General features: G+C 69.5%; 15 protein-coding genes and 1 tRNA gene. 5 read left to right on the top strand and 11 right to left on the bottom strand.

Annotated elements, in window-relative coordinates; translation table 11 throughout:
- Positions 1–119: 119 nt before the first annotated feature.
- The 6 genes from ACFXGX_RS08925 to ACFXGX_RS08900 all read right to left on the bottom strand — a co-directional run bounded on the left by ACFXGX_RS08925 (position 120) and on the right by ACFXGX_RS08900 (position 4,801).
- On the bottom strand, positions 120–881 hold the full coding sequence (locus tag ACFXGX_RS08925; protein WP_384786822.1) for a class E sortase: 762 nt from the start codon (positions 879–881) through the stop codon (positions 120–122).
- Positions 882–975: 94 nt separating this feature from the next.
- Positions 976–2,406, bottom strand: a complete 1,431-nt coding sequence (locus ACFXGX_RS08920; protein WP_384786819.1) for a class E sortase — start codon at positions 2,404–2,406, stop codon at positions 976–978.
- Positions 2,403–3,041, bottom strand: a complete 639-nt coding sequence (locus tag ACFXGX_RS08915; RefSeq protein WP_384786816.1) for an aminodeoxychorismate/anthranilate synthase component II — start codon at positions 3,039–3,041, stop codon at positions 2,403–2,405. The genes ACFXGX_RS08920 and ACFXGX_RS08915 overlap by 4 nt, the downstream gene beginning before the upstream one ends.
- Positions 3,038–3,199, bottom strand: a complete 162-nt coding sequence (locus ACFXGX_RS08910) for a hypothetical protein (protein WP_339130468.1) — start codon at positions 3,197–3,199, stop codon at positions 3,038–3,040. The genes ACFXGX_RS08915 and ACFXGX_RS08910 overlap by 4 nt, the downstream gene beginning before the upstream one ends.
- Before the next feature lie 31 nt (positions 3,200–3,230).
- Complete coding sequence (locus ACFXGX_RS08905; protein ID WP_384786813.1) at positions 3,231–3,953, bottom strand: class E sortase; 723 nt, start codon at positions 3,951–3,953, stop codon at positions 3,231–3,233.
- A 68-nt stretch (positions 3,954–4,021) separates the two neighbouring features.
- Complete coding sequence (locus ACFXGX_RS08900) at positions 4,022–4,801, bottom strand: DUF881 domain-containing protein (protein ID WP_384786810.1); 780 nt, start codon at positions 4,799–4,801, stop codon at positions 4,022–4,024.
- 142 nt (positions 4,802–4,943) lie between these two features.
- On the opposite strand from ACFXGX_RS08900, the gene crgA reads away from it, so the two are divergent.
- Entirely contained in the window at positions 4,944–5,198 is a 255-nt protein-coding gene (gene crgA, locus ACFXGX_RS08895) for a cell division protein CrgA (protein ID WP_326786732.1), read from the top strand.
- A gap of 290 nt (positions 5,199–5,488) precedes the next feature.
- Here the strand turns inward: crgA and ACFXGX_RS08890 are convergent, their stop codons facing one another.
- Positions 5,489–6,400 (bottom strand): rhomboid family intramembrane serine protease, encoded by a 912-nt coding sequence (locus ACFXGX_RS08890; protein ID WP_384786806.1) that lies wholly within the window; start codon positions 6,398–6,400, stop codon positions 5,489–5,491.
- 147 nt (positions 6,401–6,547) lie between these two features.
- A complete protein-coding gene (locus ACFXGX_RS08885) occupies positions 6,548–7,081 on the bottom strand; it encodes a peptidylprolyl isomerase (protein WP_384786803.1) in 534 nt (177 codons plus the stop codon).
- Between the two features lie 469 nt (positions 7,082–7,550).
- Here ACFXGX_RS08885 and ACFXGX_RS08880 point away from each other — a divergent pair, with 469 nt between their 5' ends.
- On the top strand, positions 7,551–8,252 hold the full coding sequence (locus ACFXGX_RS08880; protein WP_355762032.1) for a DUF5324 family protein: 702 nt from the start codon (positions 7,551–7,553) through the stop codon (positions 8,250–8,252).
- Positions 8,253–8,741: 489 nt separating this feature from the next.
- Here the strand turns inward: ACFXGX_RS08880 and ACFXGX_RS08875 are convergent.
- A tRNA-Ala gene (locus ACFXGX_RS08875) sits at positions 8,742–8,814 on the bottom strand.
- A 181-nt stretch (positions 8,815–8,995) separates the two neighbouring features.
- Between ACFXGX_RS08875 and ACFXGX_RS08870 the strand changes: the two genes are divergently transcribed.
- The gene (locus ACFXGX_RS08870) at positions 8,996–9,544 is read left to right on the top strand and encodes a transcriptional regulator (protein ID WP_037614940.1); all 549 of its coding nucleotides are present in this window, start codon (positions 8,996–8,998) and stop codon (positions 9,542–9,544) included.
- 126 nt (positions 9,545–9,670) lie between these two features.
- The gene (locus ACFXGX_RS08865; protein WP_384786799.1) at positions 9,671–11,749 is read left to right on the top strand and encodes a protein kinase; all 2,079 of its coding nucleotides are present in this window, start codon (positions 9,671–9,673) and stop codon (positions 11,747–11,749) included.
- A gap of 29 nt (positions 11,750–11,778) precedes the next feature.
- On the opposite strand, the gene ACFXGX_RS08860 is transcribed toward ACFXGX_RS08865, so the two are convergent.
- Together ACFXGX_RS08860 and ACFXGX_RS08855 are read right to left on the bottom strand one after the other, a co-directional pair.
- Positions 11,779–13,371 (bottom strand): hypothetical protein, encoded by a 1,593-nt coding sequence (locus ACFXGX_RS08860; protein WP_384786796.1) that lies wholly within the window; start codon positions 13,369–13,371, stop codon positions 11,779–11,781.
- 236 nt (positions 13,372–13,607) lie between these two features.
- On the bottom strand, positions 13,608–13,736 hold the full coding sequence (locus ACFXGX_RS08855) for a DLW-39 family protein (RefSeq protein WP_003999697.1): 129 nt from the start codon (positions 13,734–13,736) through the stop codon (positions 13,608–13,610).
- Between the two features lie 327 nt (positions 13,737–14,063).
- Here ACFXGX_RS08855 and ACFXGX_RS08850 point away from each other — a divergent pair, with 327 nt between their 5' ends.
- A complete protein-coding gene (locus ACFXGX_RS08850) occupies positions 14,064–14,486 on the top strand; it encodes a DUF6344 domain-containing protein (RefSeq protein ID WP_384786793.1) in 423 nt (140 codons plus the stop codon).
- Positions 14,487–14,926 lie beyond the last annotated feature (440 nt).

Below are 14,926 nucleotides of genomic sequence, written 5' to 3'. Positions count from 1 at the left end.
ACACAAAATAACCGTGGGCCCGCTTCACTTTTGTCTATAAGAGAGTGGCCACTCGCGTGGGCCGGGGCCCCTTCCGTTGTCTGCCGTCACTCCGGTGCGGCGCGACGGCGCTTACGGAGCTAGCGCAGTTCCTTCGGTGGGGTTCGGGCGTTGTCGACCTTTTCCACTCGTTCGAGTTCGCCCCAGACCACGTAGCGGTAGCGGGAGGTGTACACCGGGGTGCAGGTCGTCAGGGTGATGTAGTGGCCGGGCTTCGCCTTGCCGGACTGCTTCGGGACCGTCTGGAGAACCTTGACGTTGTACTTCGAGGTCTGCGGAAGGATGTCGAAGACCTTGTATACGTACCACTTGTCCCGGGTCTCGAAGACGATCGCGTCGCCCTCGCCGATCTTGTCGATGTTGTGGAACTTGGCGCCGTGGCCGTCCCGGTGGGCGGCGAGCGTGAAGTTGCCGTTCTTGCCGGTCATCGGCAGGGACGACTTGACGGGTTCCGTGTAGTAGCCGGCGACACCGTCGTTGAGGACCTTCGTCGCCGTGCCCTTCTCGACCAGGACCTCGCCGTTCTTCATCGCCGGGACGTGCAGGAAGCCGATGCCGTCCTTGATGTCCAGAGCGCCCGGACCGGTCGGCGACTGCGCCCAGTGGTCGCGGACCTTGTCACCCTGCTTGTGCGCCTCGCGGTCGGCCACGACGTTCGTCCACCACAGCGAGTAGACGACGAACAGGCCGAGCACCAGCCCCACCGTGATGAGGAGTTCACCGAAGACGCTGACCGTCATCGCGAACCATCCCATGGGCCGGCGCCCGCCACGCACGTCACCGGAGACCGTGTATCCGGCGTCCGATCCGGCGCGTTCGTCGTGGTCGATCCTCGCTGCCACTGTTCATCTGCCCCGTCTGGTCTGTCTCAGGTTGTCTCTCGTGCACGGGCCGCCGGCCCACCGCGTCCGTCCGTACGAGCGCTGGTGTCCGTCCTCAGCCGCCCATCAGCGCGTCGGGCTTGCCCTTGCCGCGCGGCCGGTCCTCGACCATCTTGCCCCAGACGATCATCCGGTACTTACTGGTGAACTCCGGTGTGCAGGTGGTCAGGGTGATGTAGCGACCGGGCCCGGTGAATCCCGAACCCTTGGGGATCGGATCGAGCACGCTCGTGTTGCCCGGACTCGTCACCGGCAGGATCGACGCCATCTTGTAGACGTAGTAGTCGTCCTGCGTCTCGACGACGATCTCGTCGCCCGGCTTGAGGCGGTTGATGTAGCGGAACGGTTCGCCGTGGGTGTTGCGGTGCCCGGCGAGCGCGAAGTTGCCGGTCTTGGCGTCCGGCATCGCCGTCTTGAGAGGCGCCTCGCCGTAGTGGCCGACCATGCCGCGGTCCAGCACCTTCGGCTTGCTGATGCCCTCCGCGATCGGCGCGACCACGTCCAGCTTCGGGATGTGCAGGATGGCGAAGCCCTGCCCGGGCGAGAACGTCCCCGGGTTGCGCTTTCCGTTCGCCCAGTCCTGCTGGAGGCTGCTCGCCTCGCTGCCCGCCTGCTGGTGCGCCCGCACGTTCGACCACCAGAGCTGGTAGGTCACGAACAGCAGCATCAGCACGCCGGTGCTGATGAACACCTCGCCGATCATCCGGCTCACGAGAACCGCCGCGCCCGGTTTCGAGGCCCGTGCCGCTCGCCGGGCGTCCATCCGGCTCCGCGGGGCTCCAGCGGCGTCCTGAGCCGCCTCCTGGGGCTCGTGGGGGTCCTGTGGCCCTCCGGGCCGCCCGTGGCGTCCAGCGGCCTTACGGCGGGCCGCACGCCCCCCGACAGCGTTGCCGGTCCCGCTGTCGGCCACTCGCGCGCGGCGCTCCTCCCTCGCGGGCGAGCCGGGAAGACGCAACGCGACCGTCTCGTCGTCGAACGGCAGGCTCGGCACGGCCGGTTCCGCCATGGGAGCCACGACGGGTGCGGCCATCGGTCCGCGATGGTGGGGCACCGCGGGCTCCTGGTACGGCGGGGCGTACGCCCGCTCGTACTCGTCCGCGTACGACGGTGCCGCCGCCGGGGTGGAAGGCATCGCCTGCGTCTGTGTCTGCGCCCGGACTGCCTGGGCCTGAGCTTGGGCCTGGGCCTGCGCTTGGGCCTGCGCCTGCGCGGCATACGCCTGTGCCGCTTGTACCTGGGCCGCCTGCAGTTGGGCGGCCTGCATCCGTGCGGCCTGCTCCTGCTGCTGCTGCTGCGCGGCGTACCAGTCGGGTCCGTACCCGCCCTGGCCGTAGTCCTGCTGCGGTACGCCCTGCCCCTGGCCGGGCAGCGGATCCGTCAGCGGGTCCGCGAGCCCTCCGACCGCCGCCTCGAACGCGCCGGCGCCCCCGTACGCGGCCTCGCCGCCGTAGGGGGAGCTGTCGCGCTCGGGGCGCAGCGCGGTCACGCCGTGGCCCTGCCCACCACCGGGGCGAGCCCCGCCGACCTCGCCACGGCCACCTTGTCACCGCACTCGAGCAGCCAGTTGGCGAGCATCCGGTGGCCGTGCTCGGTCAGCACCGACTCCGGGTGGAACTGCACACCCTCGACCGGCAGTTCACGGTGTCTCAGACCCATGACGATCCCGTCGTGGGTACGGGCGGTGACCTCCAGCTCGGCCGGAACCGTCTCCGGCTCGGCCGCCAGCGAGTGGTAGCGGGTCGCCGTGAAGGGCGACGGCAGTCCGGCGAAGACGCCCTTGCCGTGGTGCTCCACGAGCGAGGTCTTGCCGTGCAGCAGCTCGGGCGCGCGGTCGACCACACCCCCGTACGCCACCTGCATCGACTGCATCCCGAGGCAGACACCGAAGACGGGGACCCCGGTCGCGGCGCAGTGCCGGACCATGTCGATACAGACACCGGCCTGTTCGGGAGCGCCGGGCCCCGGGGACAGGAGCACACCGTCGAAGCCGTCCTGGGCGTGCGCCGTCGACACCTCGTCGTTGCGCAGCACCTCGCACTCCGCGCCCAACTGGTAGAGGTACTGGACCAGGTTGAAGACGAAGCTGTCGTAGTTGTCCACAACGAGGATGCGCGTGCTCACTGGTTGTCCACCGTCACATCGTTGAAGGGCAGCAGCGGTTCGGCCCACGGGAAGACGTACTGGAAGAGCACGTAGACCACCGCCAGGACGAGGACGAGTGAGATCAGCGCCCTCACCCATACGCTCCCCGGCAGATGCCGCCAGATCCAGCCGTACATGCCGTCCCTTCCGTCGCCGTACGCCAACAGACTAACGGCGCAGAGCCGCCGGTTTCCCTGCCTCCACGGGCTGTGTGGAATCAAGATGTGCCCAGACGATCAACCGATGGCTGTGCCCCCACTCCGGATCGCACGTGGTCAGCGTGAGATAGCGCCCCGGACGCGTATACCCGGACTTACGTGGCACAGGGTCGATCACCTCAACGTCGGAGGGCACTGTTTTGTAAGGGCCTTTGTCGATCCGATACGTGAACCAGGTCGTCCCGTCCGTCAGCACCACCGCGTCACCCCGCCGGAGCTCGGGAAAGTCCTTGAACGGATCGCCGTACGTACGCCGGTGGCCCGCGACGGAGAAGTTGCCCTCCTGGCCGAGCTGCGCGGTCCCCCGGTAGTGACCGAGCCCCTGCTTCAGCACCTGCGTGGCCGTGCCTTCGAGCACGGGCTTGTTCCACGTGAAACCAAGACGCGGGATATACATGACCGCGAACGGGCCGCCGTACTTGTAGGGGCCCGGCGCCTTCGGGCTTCCGGTGGCCGTCCCACCGCCGCCCGTGCCCCCCGACGAGTCCGGCCCGGACTCCGGCGACCGGGCCGGCGCACCCTTCGACCACTGCTTCTGGAGCACTTCGATCTGGTGGTCCATCGCGCTGTCGGCCTTGACCCCCGTCCAGAACAGCACGTAGACCACGAAGAGCACGACCAGGGTGCCGACGGTCAGACACAGCTCACTGGTCGTCCTGACGAACACTCGCACCGACACAAGGCCCCCCGGCGGCAGTTCGCTCCACGGGCTTCGCCCACTGCTCCGCGAGGTCCGGGCGCCTACTCCACAGGCTTCGCGTAGTGGAGATCCACTGTGCCCGAGTAACCGGGAAGAGTCACCGTCCCGTTCTCCTCGACTTTCCAGCCGAGCCCGTAGACGTTGACGTAGACCATGTAGTTCTGGATCGCCGGGGAGGAGGCGAGCGACTTCTGGAGCTTCGCCGGGTCCCCGATGGCGGTGATCTTGTAGGGGGGCGAGTAGACGCGTCCCTGGAGGATCAGGGTGTTGCCGACACAGCGCACGGCGCTCGTCGAGATCAGCCGCTGGTCCATCACCTTGATCCCCTTGGCGCCGCCCTGCCACAGGGCGTTCACCACCGCCTGGAGGTCCTGCTGGTGGATGACGAGGTAGTCGGGCTGCGGCTCGGGGTAGCCGGGAAGCTTCGCCGTCGCGTTCGGCGGGGCGTCGTTGAGCGTGACCGTGACGGCCTCGCCCTTGAGCTTCTGGGTGCCCGCGTTCTTCTCCAGCGCCGCGAGCTTGGCGTCACCGGCCGCGCTGTTGCCGTCCTCGCTGCCGGCGAGGGCGTCCACGTCCCGGCGCAGGCTGCCGTTGGACTCGTCCAGCGTCGCGTTCTTGTGGCTGCGCTCCTGGATCAGGTCGGAGAGCTTCAGCAGTGACGAATCCGTACGGATGTTCGTACCCTTGGCCGTATCGAAACTCGTGAAGAAGATGAGGCCCGCGAGGGCGAAGACGGCCACCGTGAGCACACGTACGGGCCGGAATCGGTGCGTACCGCCAGGACTGGAATGTGTCCCGGGGGAGTCGGCAGAATTGCTCAACGTACCCTTATCTCCTTCGGCGCCGCGGAAGCACTACGCTAACGGACGCCCGGGGGAGCACTCAGTGTCCCCTTGTACGCTGCCCCGGAGCCCGCCCCAGTTCCCTGCGCGGCCACGCAGCGCATCGACAGGAGAGACCCTCGTGCCGAAGTCACGTATCCGCAAGAAGGCCGACTACACGCCGCCCCCGGCGAAGCAGGCGACCAACATCAAGCTGACCAGCAACACCTGGGTCGCACCGGCCATGCTGGCCATGTTCCTCATCGGCCTCGCCTGGATCGTCGTCTTCTACGTGACGGACGGCACCCTGCCGATCGACGCGCTCGACAACTGGAACATCGTGGTCGGCTTCGGCTTCATCGCGGCCGGGTTCGGCGTCTCCACGCAGTGGAAGTGACCGCCTTCGCTCACCTGGAAGCGACGTGGGCACGAGTTCTGCCCACGGCTCTCCACTGAGTTATCCACAAGAGTTGTCCACAGGTGGAAAAGAAAGACGATCTGTGGATAACTAATGGGCGGTTGACGCCGGTGTGACTGGCCCACCGACCCCCGCAAACCTGTTCGCCCCCTGTCCGACCTGGGGAAACCCGGGTCAGTGACAGGGGGCACAGTTGTTCCCGCGCTGCGTGCACAAGATCCACCGTGATCTGTGGACAACATCACGTCTCAGGTGAGCCGTGCTCTCTCTCAGGTGAGCTGAGTCGTCCTGAGCAGCGTCGCCACGACCACCGCGGCCAGCATCAGCCCGGCCACCCCGAACTGGACGAGGTTCCTCCGCTCGCGCGGGGCGTGGACCATGGCGTAGCCGACCACCACACCGCCGATCAGCCCGCCGACGTGCGCCTGCCAGGCGATGTTGAAGCCGGGCGAGAAGCTGATGATCAGGTTGACCACCAGCAGGCCGATGACCGGGCGCATGTCGTAGTTGAGCCGGCGCATCAGCACCGCGGTGGCACCGAACAGGCCGAAGATCGCCCCGGAGGCGCCGAGCGACGGCTGCTGGGGGCTGGCGAGCAGATAGCTGAGCGCGCTGCCCGCGAGGCCGGACACGAAGTAGAGGGTGATGTACCGGGCGCGGCCGAGCGCGGCTTCCAGGGGACCGCCGATCCACCACAGGCTGACCATGTTGAACAGGATGTGCATGACGCCGCCGTGCAGGAACATCGACGTCACCATGCGGTACCACTGGCCTTCAGCCACACCCTGGACCTCGCCGGAGAGCCAGGCACGGCCGAAGAGGTCGAAGCTGTTGGTGAAGGCGTCGCCCACCGCGACCTGGACGAGGTAGAGGGCCAGGTTGAGGCCGATCAGCATCTTGGTGACGAGCCGGGGATCGGACGCGACGGTGCCGCCGGCGAGGGTGCGGGGCTGGTTGGCCGCAGGGGTGTGACCGGTGCCGGAACCGCCTCGGACGCAGTCGGGGCACTGGAAGCCGACGGAGGCGCTGACCATGCACTCGGGGCAGATCGGACGCTCGCAGCGGGTACAGCGCACACCGGCCTCGCGGTCCGGGTGCCGGTAGCAGCCGGGCAGGCTCCGGGCGTCCTGCGGTCCCTGATCCGGCGGGCCCTGCGGGCTGCCGGGCGGCTGCTGGTCCATGGGGTCCCCTCATATCTCCGTACGGCTCGCACACGGTCTCGGCGGGTCCGGGTGCAAACGCACCGCCCCGTCCATCCTTACGGATGAACGGGGCGTTTGGTTCCCTGCGGGATGCTTCGGACTCACGGACGGGAGCCCGGCGCGGACTCAGCGTTCGCGGGTCTCGACGACGACCGATTCGATCACGATGTCGTGGAGCGGGCGCTCCGTGCGGGGGTTGGTCGGAGCACCGGCGATGGCGTCCACGATCTTCTGGCTGGCCGCGTCCGTGATCTCGCCGAAGATGGTGTGCTTGCGGGTCAGCCAGGCCGTCGGGGCGACGGTGACGAAGAACTGCGAGCCGTTGGTGGCGGGGCCGGCGTTGGCCATGGCCAGCAGGTAGGGCCTGTCGAAGCGGAGGTCCGGGTGGAACTCGTCCTCGAACTGGTAGCCGGGGCCCCCGGTGCCGTTGCCCAGCGGGTCGCCGCCCTGGATCATGAAGCCGCTGATCACCCGGTGGAAGACCGTGCCGTCGTACAGCTTGTCCATGGATGTCACACCCGTCTCCGGGTTGACCCACTCGCGCTCACCCGTGGCGAGTTCGACAAAGTTCCGGACCGTCTTCGGCGCGTGGTTCGGCAGGAGCCGGATGTCGATGTCGCCTTGGCTGGTCTTCAGGGTGGCGTAAAGCTGCTCGGCCACGATCCGCCTTCCGTTGCCTTCTCTTGACGGCCCGATCCTCGCACGGACCGGACCGCTCGACCCCTGACCGCCACCCCCGGACGCACGTACGGATACCGGCTCTCGGAGGAACCCGGTACGAACGGAACGTTGTGCCCACGGAAAGTCGGGCATACGGAACGTCGTACGTACGGAAATCCCGTCGAGTCGCGCCGGACGGGAGCGGCCCGAGACGATCCGTGGCATTGTCGACGACAAGCTCCCGTTGCCCCGTATTGATCCGCTATCTCACTTGATCGACACCTGACCGACACCTGACCGGCTCCGTCCCTGGAGTCTCCGGGAGTCGGTATCCGTGACACGGATGCCCGCCCTCACATGCCCCGGACCCCATAGGCGGGCATGATCCCCCTAGGGGTGGAAAGGTGAACTGTGTGTCTTTGGGGGTACCTGGTACCCCCGACGTACGCCACCGAGGAGGAGGAGACCCGTGACCCGCATCGACAGCGTGCGCGCCGCGACCGGCTCGGCGAAGGACAGCGTGCTGCACGCCGCGGAAGTGGTGGCGCCTTACGCCGACACGGCCAAGGACAGGGCCTCGTACTACGCGACCGAAGCACGTGTTCGGCTCGCGCCGAAGGTGTCGCAGGCCGCCGAACAGGCCCGCGTCCAGTACGACGCCCATCTCGCACCGCGCCTTGAGCAGGCCCGTACCCATGTGCCGCCGAAGGTCGACCAGGTCGCCCAGGAGGCGGCCATCCGCACCCGCAGGGCGGCTCGTCAGGCCGCCGACTACTCCAAGCCGAAGATCGAGCAGGCGGTGGCCGCGACCCAGCCCGTTCGGGACGAGGCGGCGGCGCGCGGTGTGGCGGCCATCGCCGCTCTGCGCGGCCAGGTCACACCGCAGGAGATCCAGAAGCTGCTTCGCAAGCACGATCGTCGGGCGAGGGCCGGCCGTCTCGTGAAGACGCTGGCCGTGCTGGGACTTCTGGCGGGCGGCGCTTTCGCCGCCTGGAAGTGGTGGGACAAGCAGGCCAACCCGGACTGGCTCGTCGAGCCTCCGGCCGCGACCGAGGTGCCCGAGGGAGGGCATCTGTCGGCGGTCGACGGCAGCGGTCAGTCCGACCTGGACCCCGAGGTCCAGGTCAAGGAAGCCGAGGAGAAGGCGGCGGAGCGCGACGACCGCCACTGACGTCCAACATCGCGGCGGGGCAGGAGACTTGAGGGTCTCCTGCCCCGCCGCGATGTTTCACGTGGAACACCGGCATGGGCGACCGCGACACTCCGCGGGGATTTACCCGTACCGCCCACGATGACGTTTGCAACGGTCCGCGTGTGCAGCATCCATGGAGATGTTGTTGACGGAATGCGTCGAACCGATCACTGGGCAGCCGGCGCGGCAGCTCACACAAGGGTCCTGGCAGCCCCGTCACCCCTGCGGCCCCGCGTCGGCCGTACGCACGGCGGGGCCGCGGGCCGCACATCACCCGTACCGTTTGCGCAAAGAACTGCAATCTCTGCAAAGTCACCCCTGTGACTCAGGTCACTGGTCTCACTTCGCGGGCCACTTCCCGGCGACCCCGTCCGACCAGGGAGCCACCCCACCAGGGTCCGCACACGGACGCAGGGGCATACGAAAACCGGCCAGCCGCCGCTGTGGGCGTCTGGCCGGTCCGGTGTGTGGAGCCTAGGGGAGTCGAACCCCTGACATCTGCCATGCAAAGACAGCGCTCTACCAACTGAGCTAAGGCCCCGTAAGAGGAGCGTCCGACCACAGGAACCATCTGTCGACGGGCGCCGCAGACCAGAGTACCGGGTCACCCAGGGGATCTCGCAAAATATTGGGGGTCCCCGTGGACGACCACTCTCCGTAAGATGCTCGACGTGGTTCGCTGTCGCGAACCGCGGTACTTGGGGAAGCGATGGGGAGACGCAATGGACGCCGCACAGCAGGAAGCAACCGCGAGAGCCCGGGAGCTGCAGCGGAACTGGTACGGGGAGCCGTTGGGGGCGCTCTTCCGTAGGCTCATAGAGGACCTGGGTCTGAACCAGGCGCGTCTTGCCGGGGTGCTGGGGCTGTCCGCACCCATGTTGTCGCAGCTGATGAGCGGTCAGCGGGCCAAGATCGGTAATCCGGCCGTGGTCCAGCGCGTCCAGCTTCTGCAGGACCTGGCGGGGCAGGTCGCCGACGGGAGCGTCAGCGCCGCCGAGGCGACCGAGCGGATGGACGAGATCAAGAAGTCCCAGGGGGGATCGGTGCTCAGCAACACCACACAGTCCACGACCAGTTCGGGAGCCCCGACGGTCAAGCGGGTGGTCCGCGAGATCCAGTCACTGCTGCGTTCGGTGGCCGCGGCCGGAGACATCATCGACGCGGCGGACACTCTCGCCCCGACCCACCCGGAACTGGCAGAGTTCCTCCGGGTCTACGGTGCCGGCCGTACGTCCGACGCGGTCGCGCACTACCAGTCCCACCAGAGCTGAGCCGAGCCCGGCCGCCGACCGCCCGGCGCTGGAGGCAGTGACGCCTTCCAGCCGCCGCACGTCATGCAGCCGGGCACCTCGGAAGAGGTCTCCGGACCGACCGCCGAAGGGGAGCGACGTACGACCATGGGTGAGGTCTTCGCAGGCCGGTACGAACTGGTCGACCCGATCGGGCGCGGGGGAGTCGGTGCGGTGTGGCGCGCGTGGGACCACCGGCGGCGCCGTTACGTGGCCGCCAAGGTGCTCCAGCAGAGCGACGCGCACGCTCTGCTGCGGTTCGTGCGGGAACAGGCGCTGCGGATCGACCATCCCCATGTGCTGGCTCCCGCGAGCTGGGCCGCGGACGACGACAAGGTCCTGTTCACGATGGATCTGGTCGCCGGGGGCTCCCTGGTCCATCTGGTCAACGACTACGGCCCCTTGCCTCCCGCTTTCGTCTGCGTTCTGACCGACCAGCTCCTCGCGGGTCTCGCCGCCGTGCACGCCGAGGGGGTGGTGCACCGTGACATCAAGCCCGCCAACGTGCTCCTCGAAGCGACGGGCACGGGCCGTCCGCGGTTGCGTCTGTCCGACTTCGGCATCGCCATGCGGCTGGGTGAACCGCGGCTCACCGAGACCAACTACGTGGTGGGGACGCCGGGTTACTTCGCGCCCGAGCAGATGCTGGGCTCCGAGCCCGATTTCCCCGCCGACCTGTTCGCCGTCGGCCTGGTCGCCCTGTACCTCCTGGAGGGCAGCAAGCCCGACGCCAAGGCGCTCATCGAGTACTTCGCCGAGCACGGCACGCCGTCCGCGCCGCGGGGCATACCCGAGCCGCTGTGGCAGGTTCTGGCGATGCTGCTCCAGCCGGATCCGCACGCCCGGTTCCGGACCGCCACGGGGGCGCGCAAGGCCCTCGCCGCCGCTGTCGAGCTGCTGCCCGAGCCCGGACCCGACGACGAGCTGATCGAGGTCTTCGACCAACTCGGTCCGCTGCCCGAGGGGTTCGGGCCCATGGGCCCGTCGGGACGGGGGGCTGATTCGCCGGGAGGTTCACGGACCCTGTCCTCCCAGGGGTTTCCGGACACCACCGAAGCCGCCGGCCCGCGATACGACTCGGACGACTCCGGCCGCTCGGCCCTTCTTCCCGCCTCGACGTCCACGACCGGCTCGGAGGAGGCGTCCCGCTCCGAGTACGGCTCCGGGGACGGGCATCGCGGCCTCGGGACCGGGAGCGTACCGGCGGACCGTTCCACCGGCGCGGAACAGGACTCGGGGCAGTGGTCCGCCGAGGACGGCCTGCCGGCCCCAGCGGGCCGCGCGGAAGCGGGAGTTGACCCCGCCCAGGAGCACATACGACTTCCGGTCGCCTCCGACGACGCAGAGGCTGGGCCCGGGTCCCCCGGCGCACAGGATCGGCCCTCGTCCGGCGGCGTACAGCATCGGCCCGCGTCGGATGGCGTACGAGCTCGTCCCGCCCCCGGTTACATACCGGCTCGGGCCGCGTCCAGCGGCATACAGCCCCGGCCCGCGTCCGATGGCGTACAGGCTCGCCCCACCCCCGGTGACATACCGGCTCAGCCCGCGCCCGGCCGCGTCCAGCATCGGCGCGCATTCGACGACGTACAGCCGCCCCGGCCCGGGGCCCAGGACGACCGGTCCCCTGCCGCAGCGGACGACACACCCCAGGAGCCCGCCCCCGGGACCTCCCCCCGGCCGCCCTCGATGTCGGACACCGGAAGCTTTCACCTGCCTCCGCCGCGGCCCGCGGCCCCCGCCGACCCCCGGCGGCAGCCGCAGACCGGGCCTTCCGGCGACCGGTCCCCGTACATGCGGACACCGCACTTCCAGGAGTCCCGGCCGGACCGGCAGACGCCCACTCCCCCCGCCTCGCTCCCGCTCCCCCCGTCGTCCGCGCCATTCACTCCGCCGCCCTTCGACCCGACCCCGACCCCGACTCCCCCGACCGCTCCCGTTCCCGTGTACGCGTCCTCCCCGCACCGGTCCCCCGTCCCACCCGCCGCGATGCCGCAGCACACGTACGCCTCCACCGCTTCGTACACCGCTCGGTCCGTCCAGGTTCCGCCGGAGACCGCGGCACGTCCGGAACACCGCAGGAGGCACACACGGCCGCGCCCGGGGCCGCCCGCAGCGGTCGCCATGCCGATGCTGCTGCTCGCACTGGCCTGTTTCGCGGTGGGGTTCTGGGCGCTGACCCAGGTCTGAGTACAAGAGAGCGAAAGAGGGAGCCGGCGCTACCGGCTTCGCGTCGCCCCGTGCTCCCAGGGGGCCGGAGCCGACATCGGCAGGGAGGCCGAGGCCGTGTCCGCGTCCTCGGGTGCGCGCCGGACGGTCCGCCCCGCACGGCGGCGCGCGATCACGGTCCACAGCACCAGCGTGAGCGACAGCAGGGTTCCGGCGCCGATACCGCCCGCGGCGATCAGTTTCATGACCCCGCTGCGGCCGGCGTCACCGCCGCTGTTCCCGGTGCCGGCCGGGCCGTCCGCCGTCTCGTCGCCGGCCGCGTCGTCGGAGCCGCCCACCGGGACGGCGAACACGTCCCGGGGTGTCGGTCTCCCGTCGTACGCGGGCCCCTTCCCAGCCGTTCCGGCGACACCCACCCGCAGCGTCAGCCCGAACGGCCCCTCGCCGAAGCGCTCGGCGACCTGCGCGGCGAGATGAACCACGAGGTAGTAGGAGCCGGCGAACCGCATGCCGCTCACGCGGTCGTTGAGCGCGTAGCGGTTCTCGTAGGCGACGGGTGGCAGCGGGTGGAGCGCGGCGGACCGCTGGCTGCCGTCGTACCCGGAGCCGACGTCGTCGACGAAGCCTCGTACCGGGTTGTAGAGGGACATGACGAGGGCCGTGCCGACAGAGCCCTCCCCACCGCTCGCGCTGCCCAGGTCGGCGGTCGCGGAGATCTGCTGTCCCCAGTCGACGGGCACCTTGTAGAAGCGTGTCTGTCCTGGGCTGATGCCGTCCTTCCAGACTCCCTGCCCGAGCGGGGCGGCCCCGCTGAATCCCGCGCCGCCGCCGCGGTGCTTCGCGTCCCCGACGACCGCCTCGGGCGACGCGGAGTTCCAGGTTTCCGGAGCGCTCGTGGGGCCGGACACCTTCTTCAGACCGGGCTCCGACACATAGCCGAGCTCGAGGTCCCAGGGACGGGACGCGGAGGACCCCGTGTCCGAAGGACCCGTCGTACCGCTCGTCGCGCCCGCCGCTCCGGTGCGTTCGACGACCACGTAGTACGTCCCCGCCGCCTGGCACGCGTACTGCTCACCGCTCGTCTCGCGGGACGCCCAGGCTGCGATGGGGTGCGGGCTCTGGGTGGCGCCGAAGTGGACGGTGCCGGTGAAGGAGCAGTTGCGGCCGTTGGCGTCCTGCAGGGAGACCTTGAGGCCGTCCGAGTAGGAGACGGTCGCGCCGGGCCGGGGGACGGCGGTGACGGAGACGTACGCGTCGGAGACGGCGTCGAGTTCGAGGCGGTAGTACAGCCTGCCGTCCCTCCCCGCAACCCCGACGAAGCTCCTGTACGTCCGGCCGGGCCGCAGGAGTACGGAGTCGGTCGTGCCGGACGTGCCGTTGACGGTGTCGGCGTCCTCGGCGAAGGCGTACGGCCCGGACGTATCGTCGGCGGCCGTGCTCACGCCTTCCGCGGTGGTCCTCGCATCGGCGGTCCGTGCCTCGGCGGTACGAGGGGCGGCGGTCCGGGGGGCTGCGACGGCCCGGCCCGCGGGTGCGAGGGTCACGCACAGCGCGGCCGCCGCTGCCGTGGCCGCGAGGATCCGGCCGTGCCACGACCTCGCACACCGGCCTCCGGCACGCCGACCCTTCGTGCGCCGCCCCATCACGCGCCCCCCGTCGAAAGCCCCCCTGGCGCGCACCATCCTGCACCGTCGGCCACCGCGACACCCGGGCTATGCCTGGGAGCGGCCGAAAGGAAGCGGCCGAACCGTCACCGCTCCGACCCCCGCAACCGATTCGTTCCGGTTCGCCTGCTTTCGTGAACCGGCCCGGGTTCCGGGAAAACACAAAACCCCGACCGCGAGGCGGCCGGGGTCTGCTCCGAGACTGTTGTCGATCCTCACGAACCCGTGGGCACGGAGTCGGTCGCCTCCGTCCACAGATCCTGCTCGGCGCGATCCGCCTGGATCTGGCGGTACACGAGGAGCCCGCCGATGGCGGCCAGTGCGACCAGGAGAAGCTTCTTCACCGCGCGACCTCGTCCTTCGTTGACGTAGGGGACTTCTGGCGCCCGACTATACACACCGACCGATATCGATCGGTGACCTGGATCGGCCCTCAACTGCGGCCCCGCGCCCGGGGGTAGACCGGGAGGCGACCGCTCCGATCTCACGGTGATCACATGCCACATATTGCGACTTCTACGGTCATCCACGGACTTTCCCGATCACTTGCGACCATCCGGGTGGTGTTCATCTGAACATCAACGCGCCACGGGCGCAGGTCCACCACTTCACGGCCCGCATACACATCATGAGGAAAGTACGCAAATCGCCCGACCCGAAAGTGAGGGGCCGTGACCCAGAACAAGGTCATGAAGCTGTGGAGCGCGATCGTCACCGCCTTCCTGGCGCTGTGCACGACGCTCGGACTCGTCACCACCACCGCGGCCGCCGCGGTACCGCAGGCCGGCCCGGCCCGCAACACCGAGACCTCGGTGGCGGCCCCGGCGATCGCCCAGGCCCCGGCCTCCTGGGCCTGGTCCTACAGCCGGGCGCTGCCCCCCACGATGAAGCAACGCATCCGCGCCGAGGCGCACGGCTCCTCGCCGAGCTGCCGCCACCGCGCGCCGGCGGACGACGGCACGGCGGACCCCGCCGCTCCCGGCAGCCTGGAAGGCCTCGCGGAACCCGAAAGCTGTTCAGGGCCGGAGGCCCTCGCGGCGCCCGGTACGGAGCCCCTGGGGGCCCTCACGCCGGTGGCTCAGCTCCAACGCTGAACCGGACGCCGATCCGGGCGCCACGACGGCGCCGACGCGGGCACCAGGACTGACGGGAAGCGCCGTACGCGAACTCGGTACGGCGGAAGGCACGGAACACCGAAACCCCGGCCGTTTCCGAGGCATGCGACCCGACGACTCCGTGAAGCCCCGAAACCACCGTGAAGCTCCGTGAAGGTCCGTGAAGCTCCGTGAGCCGGCGGTACTCAGCCCCTCCTCCTGTTCCACACGGCTGTCCACGCGGCCCGTCGCGCACTCCGCGGCGTGTGGCCCGTAACCCCTCACAGACACCCTGAAGTAGCGGCGAACTTGCGTACAAAGCACCCAGGGCACGGGCCCGGGGGGCCGGGCATTTGTCCGGGGCGGTGGGGGTGGCCGGGCCCGCCGCCCCCCCCCGGGGGAACCGGGGCGGACGAACGGACACTGGGCGCGAGATAGAT

The sequence above is a fragment of the Streptomyces sp. NPDC059371 genome (genome assembly GCF_042751995.1).
In the GTDB taxonomy this organism is placed as follows: domain Bacteria; phylum Actinomycetota; class Actinomycetes; order Streptomycetales; family Streptomycetaceae; genus Streptomyces.
Note: the sequence above shows the minus strand (reverse complement) of the source record. Positions and strands in the feature narration are given on the sequence as shown.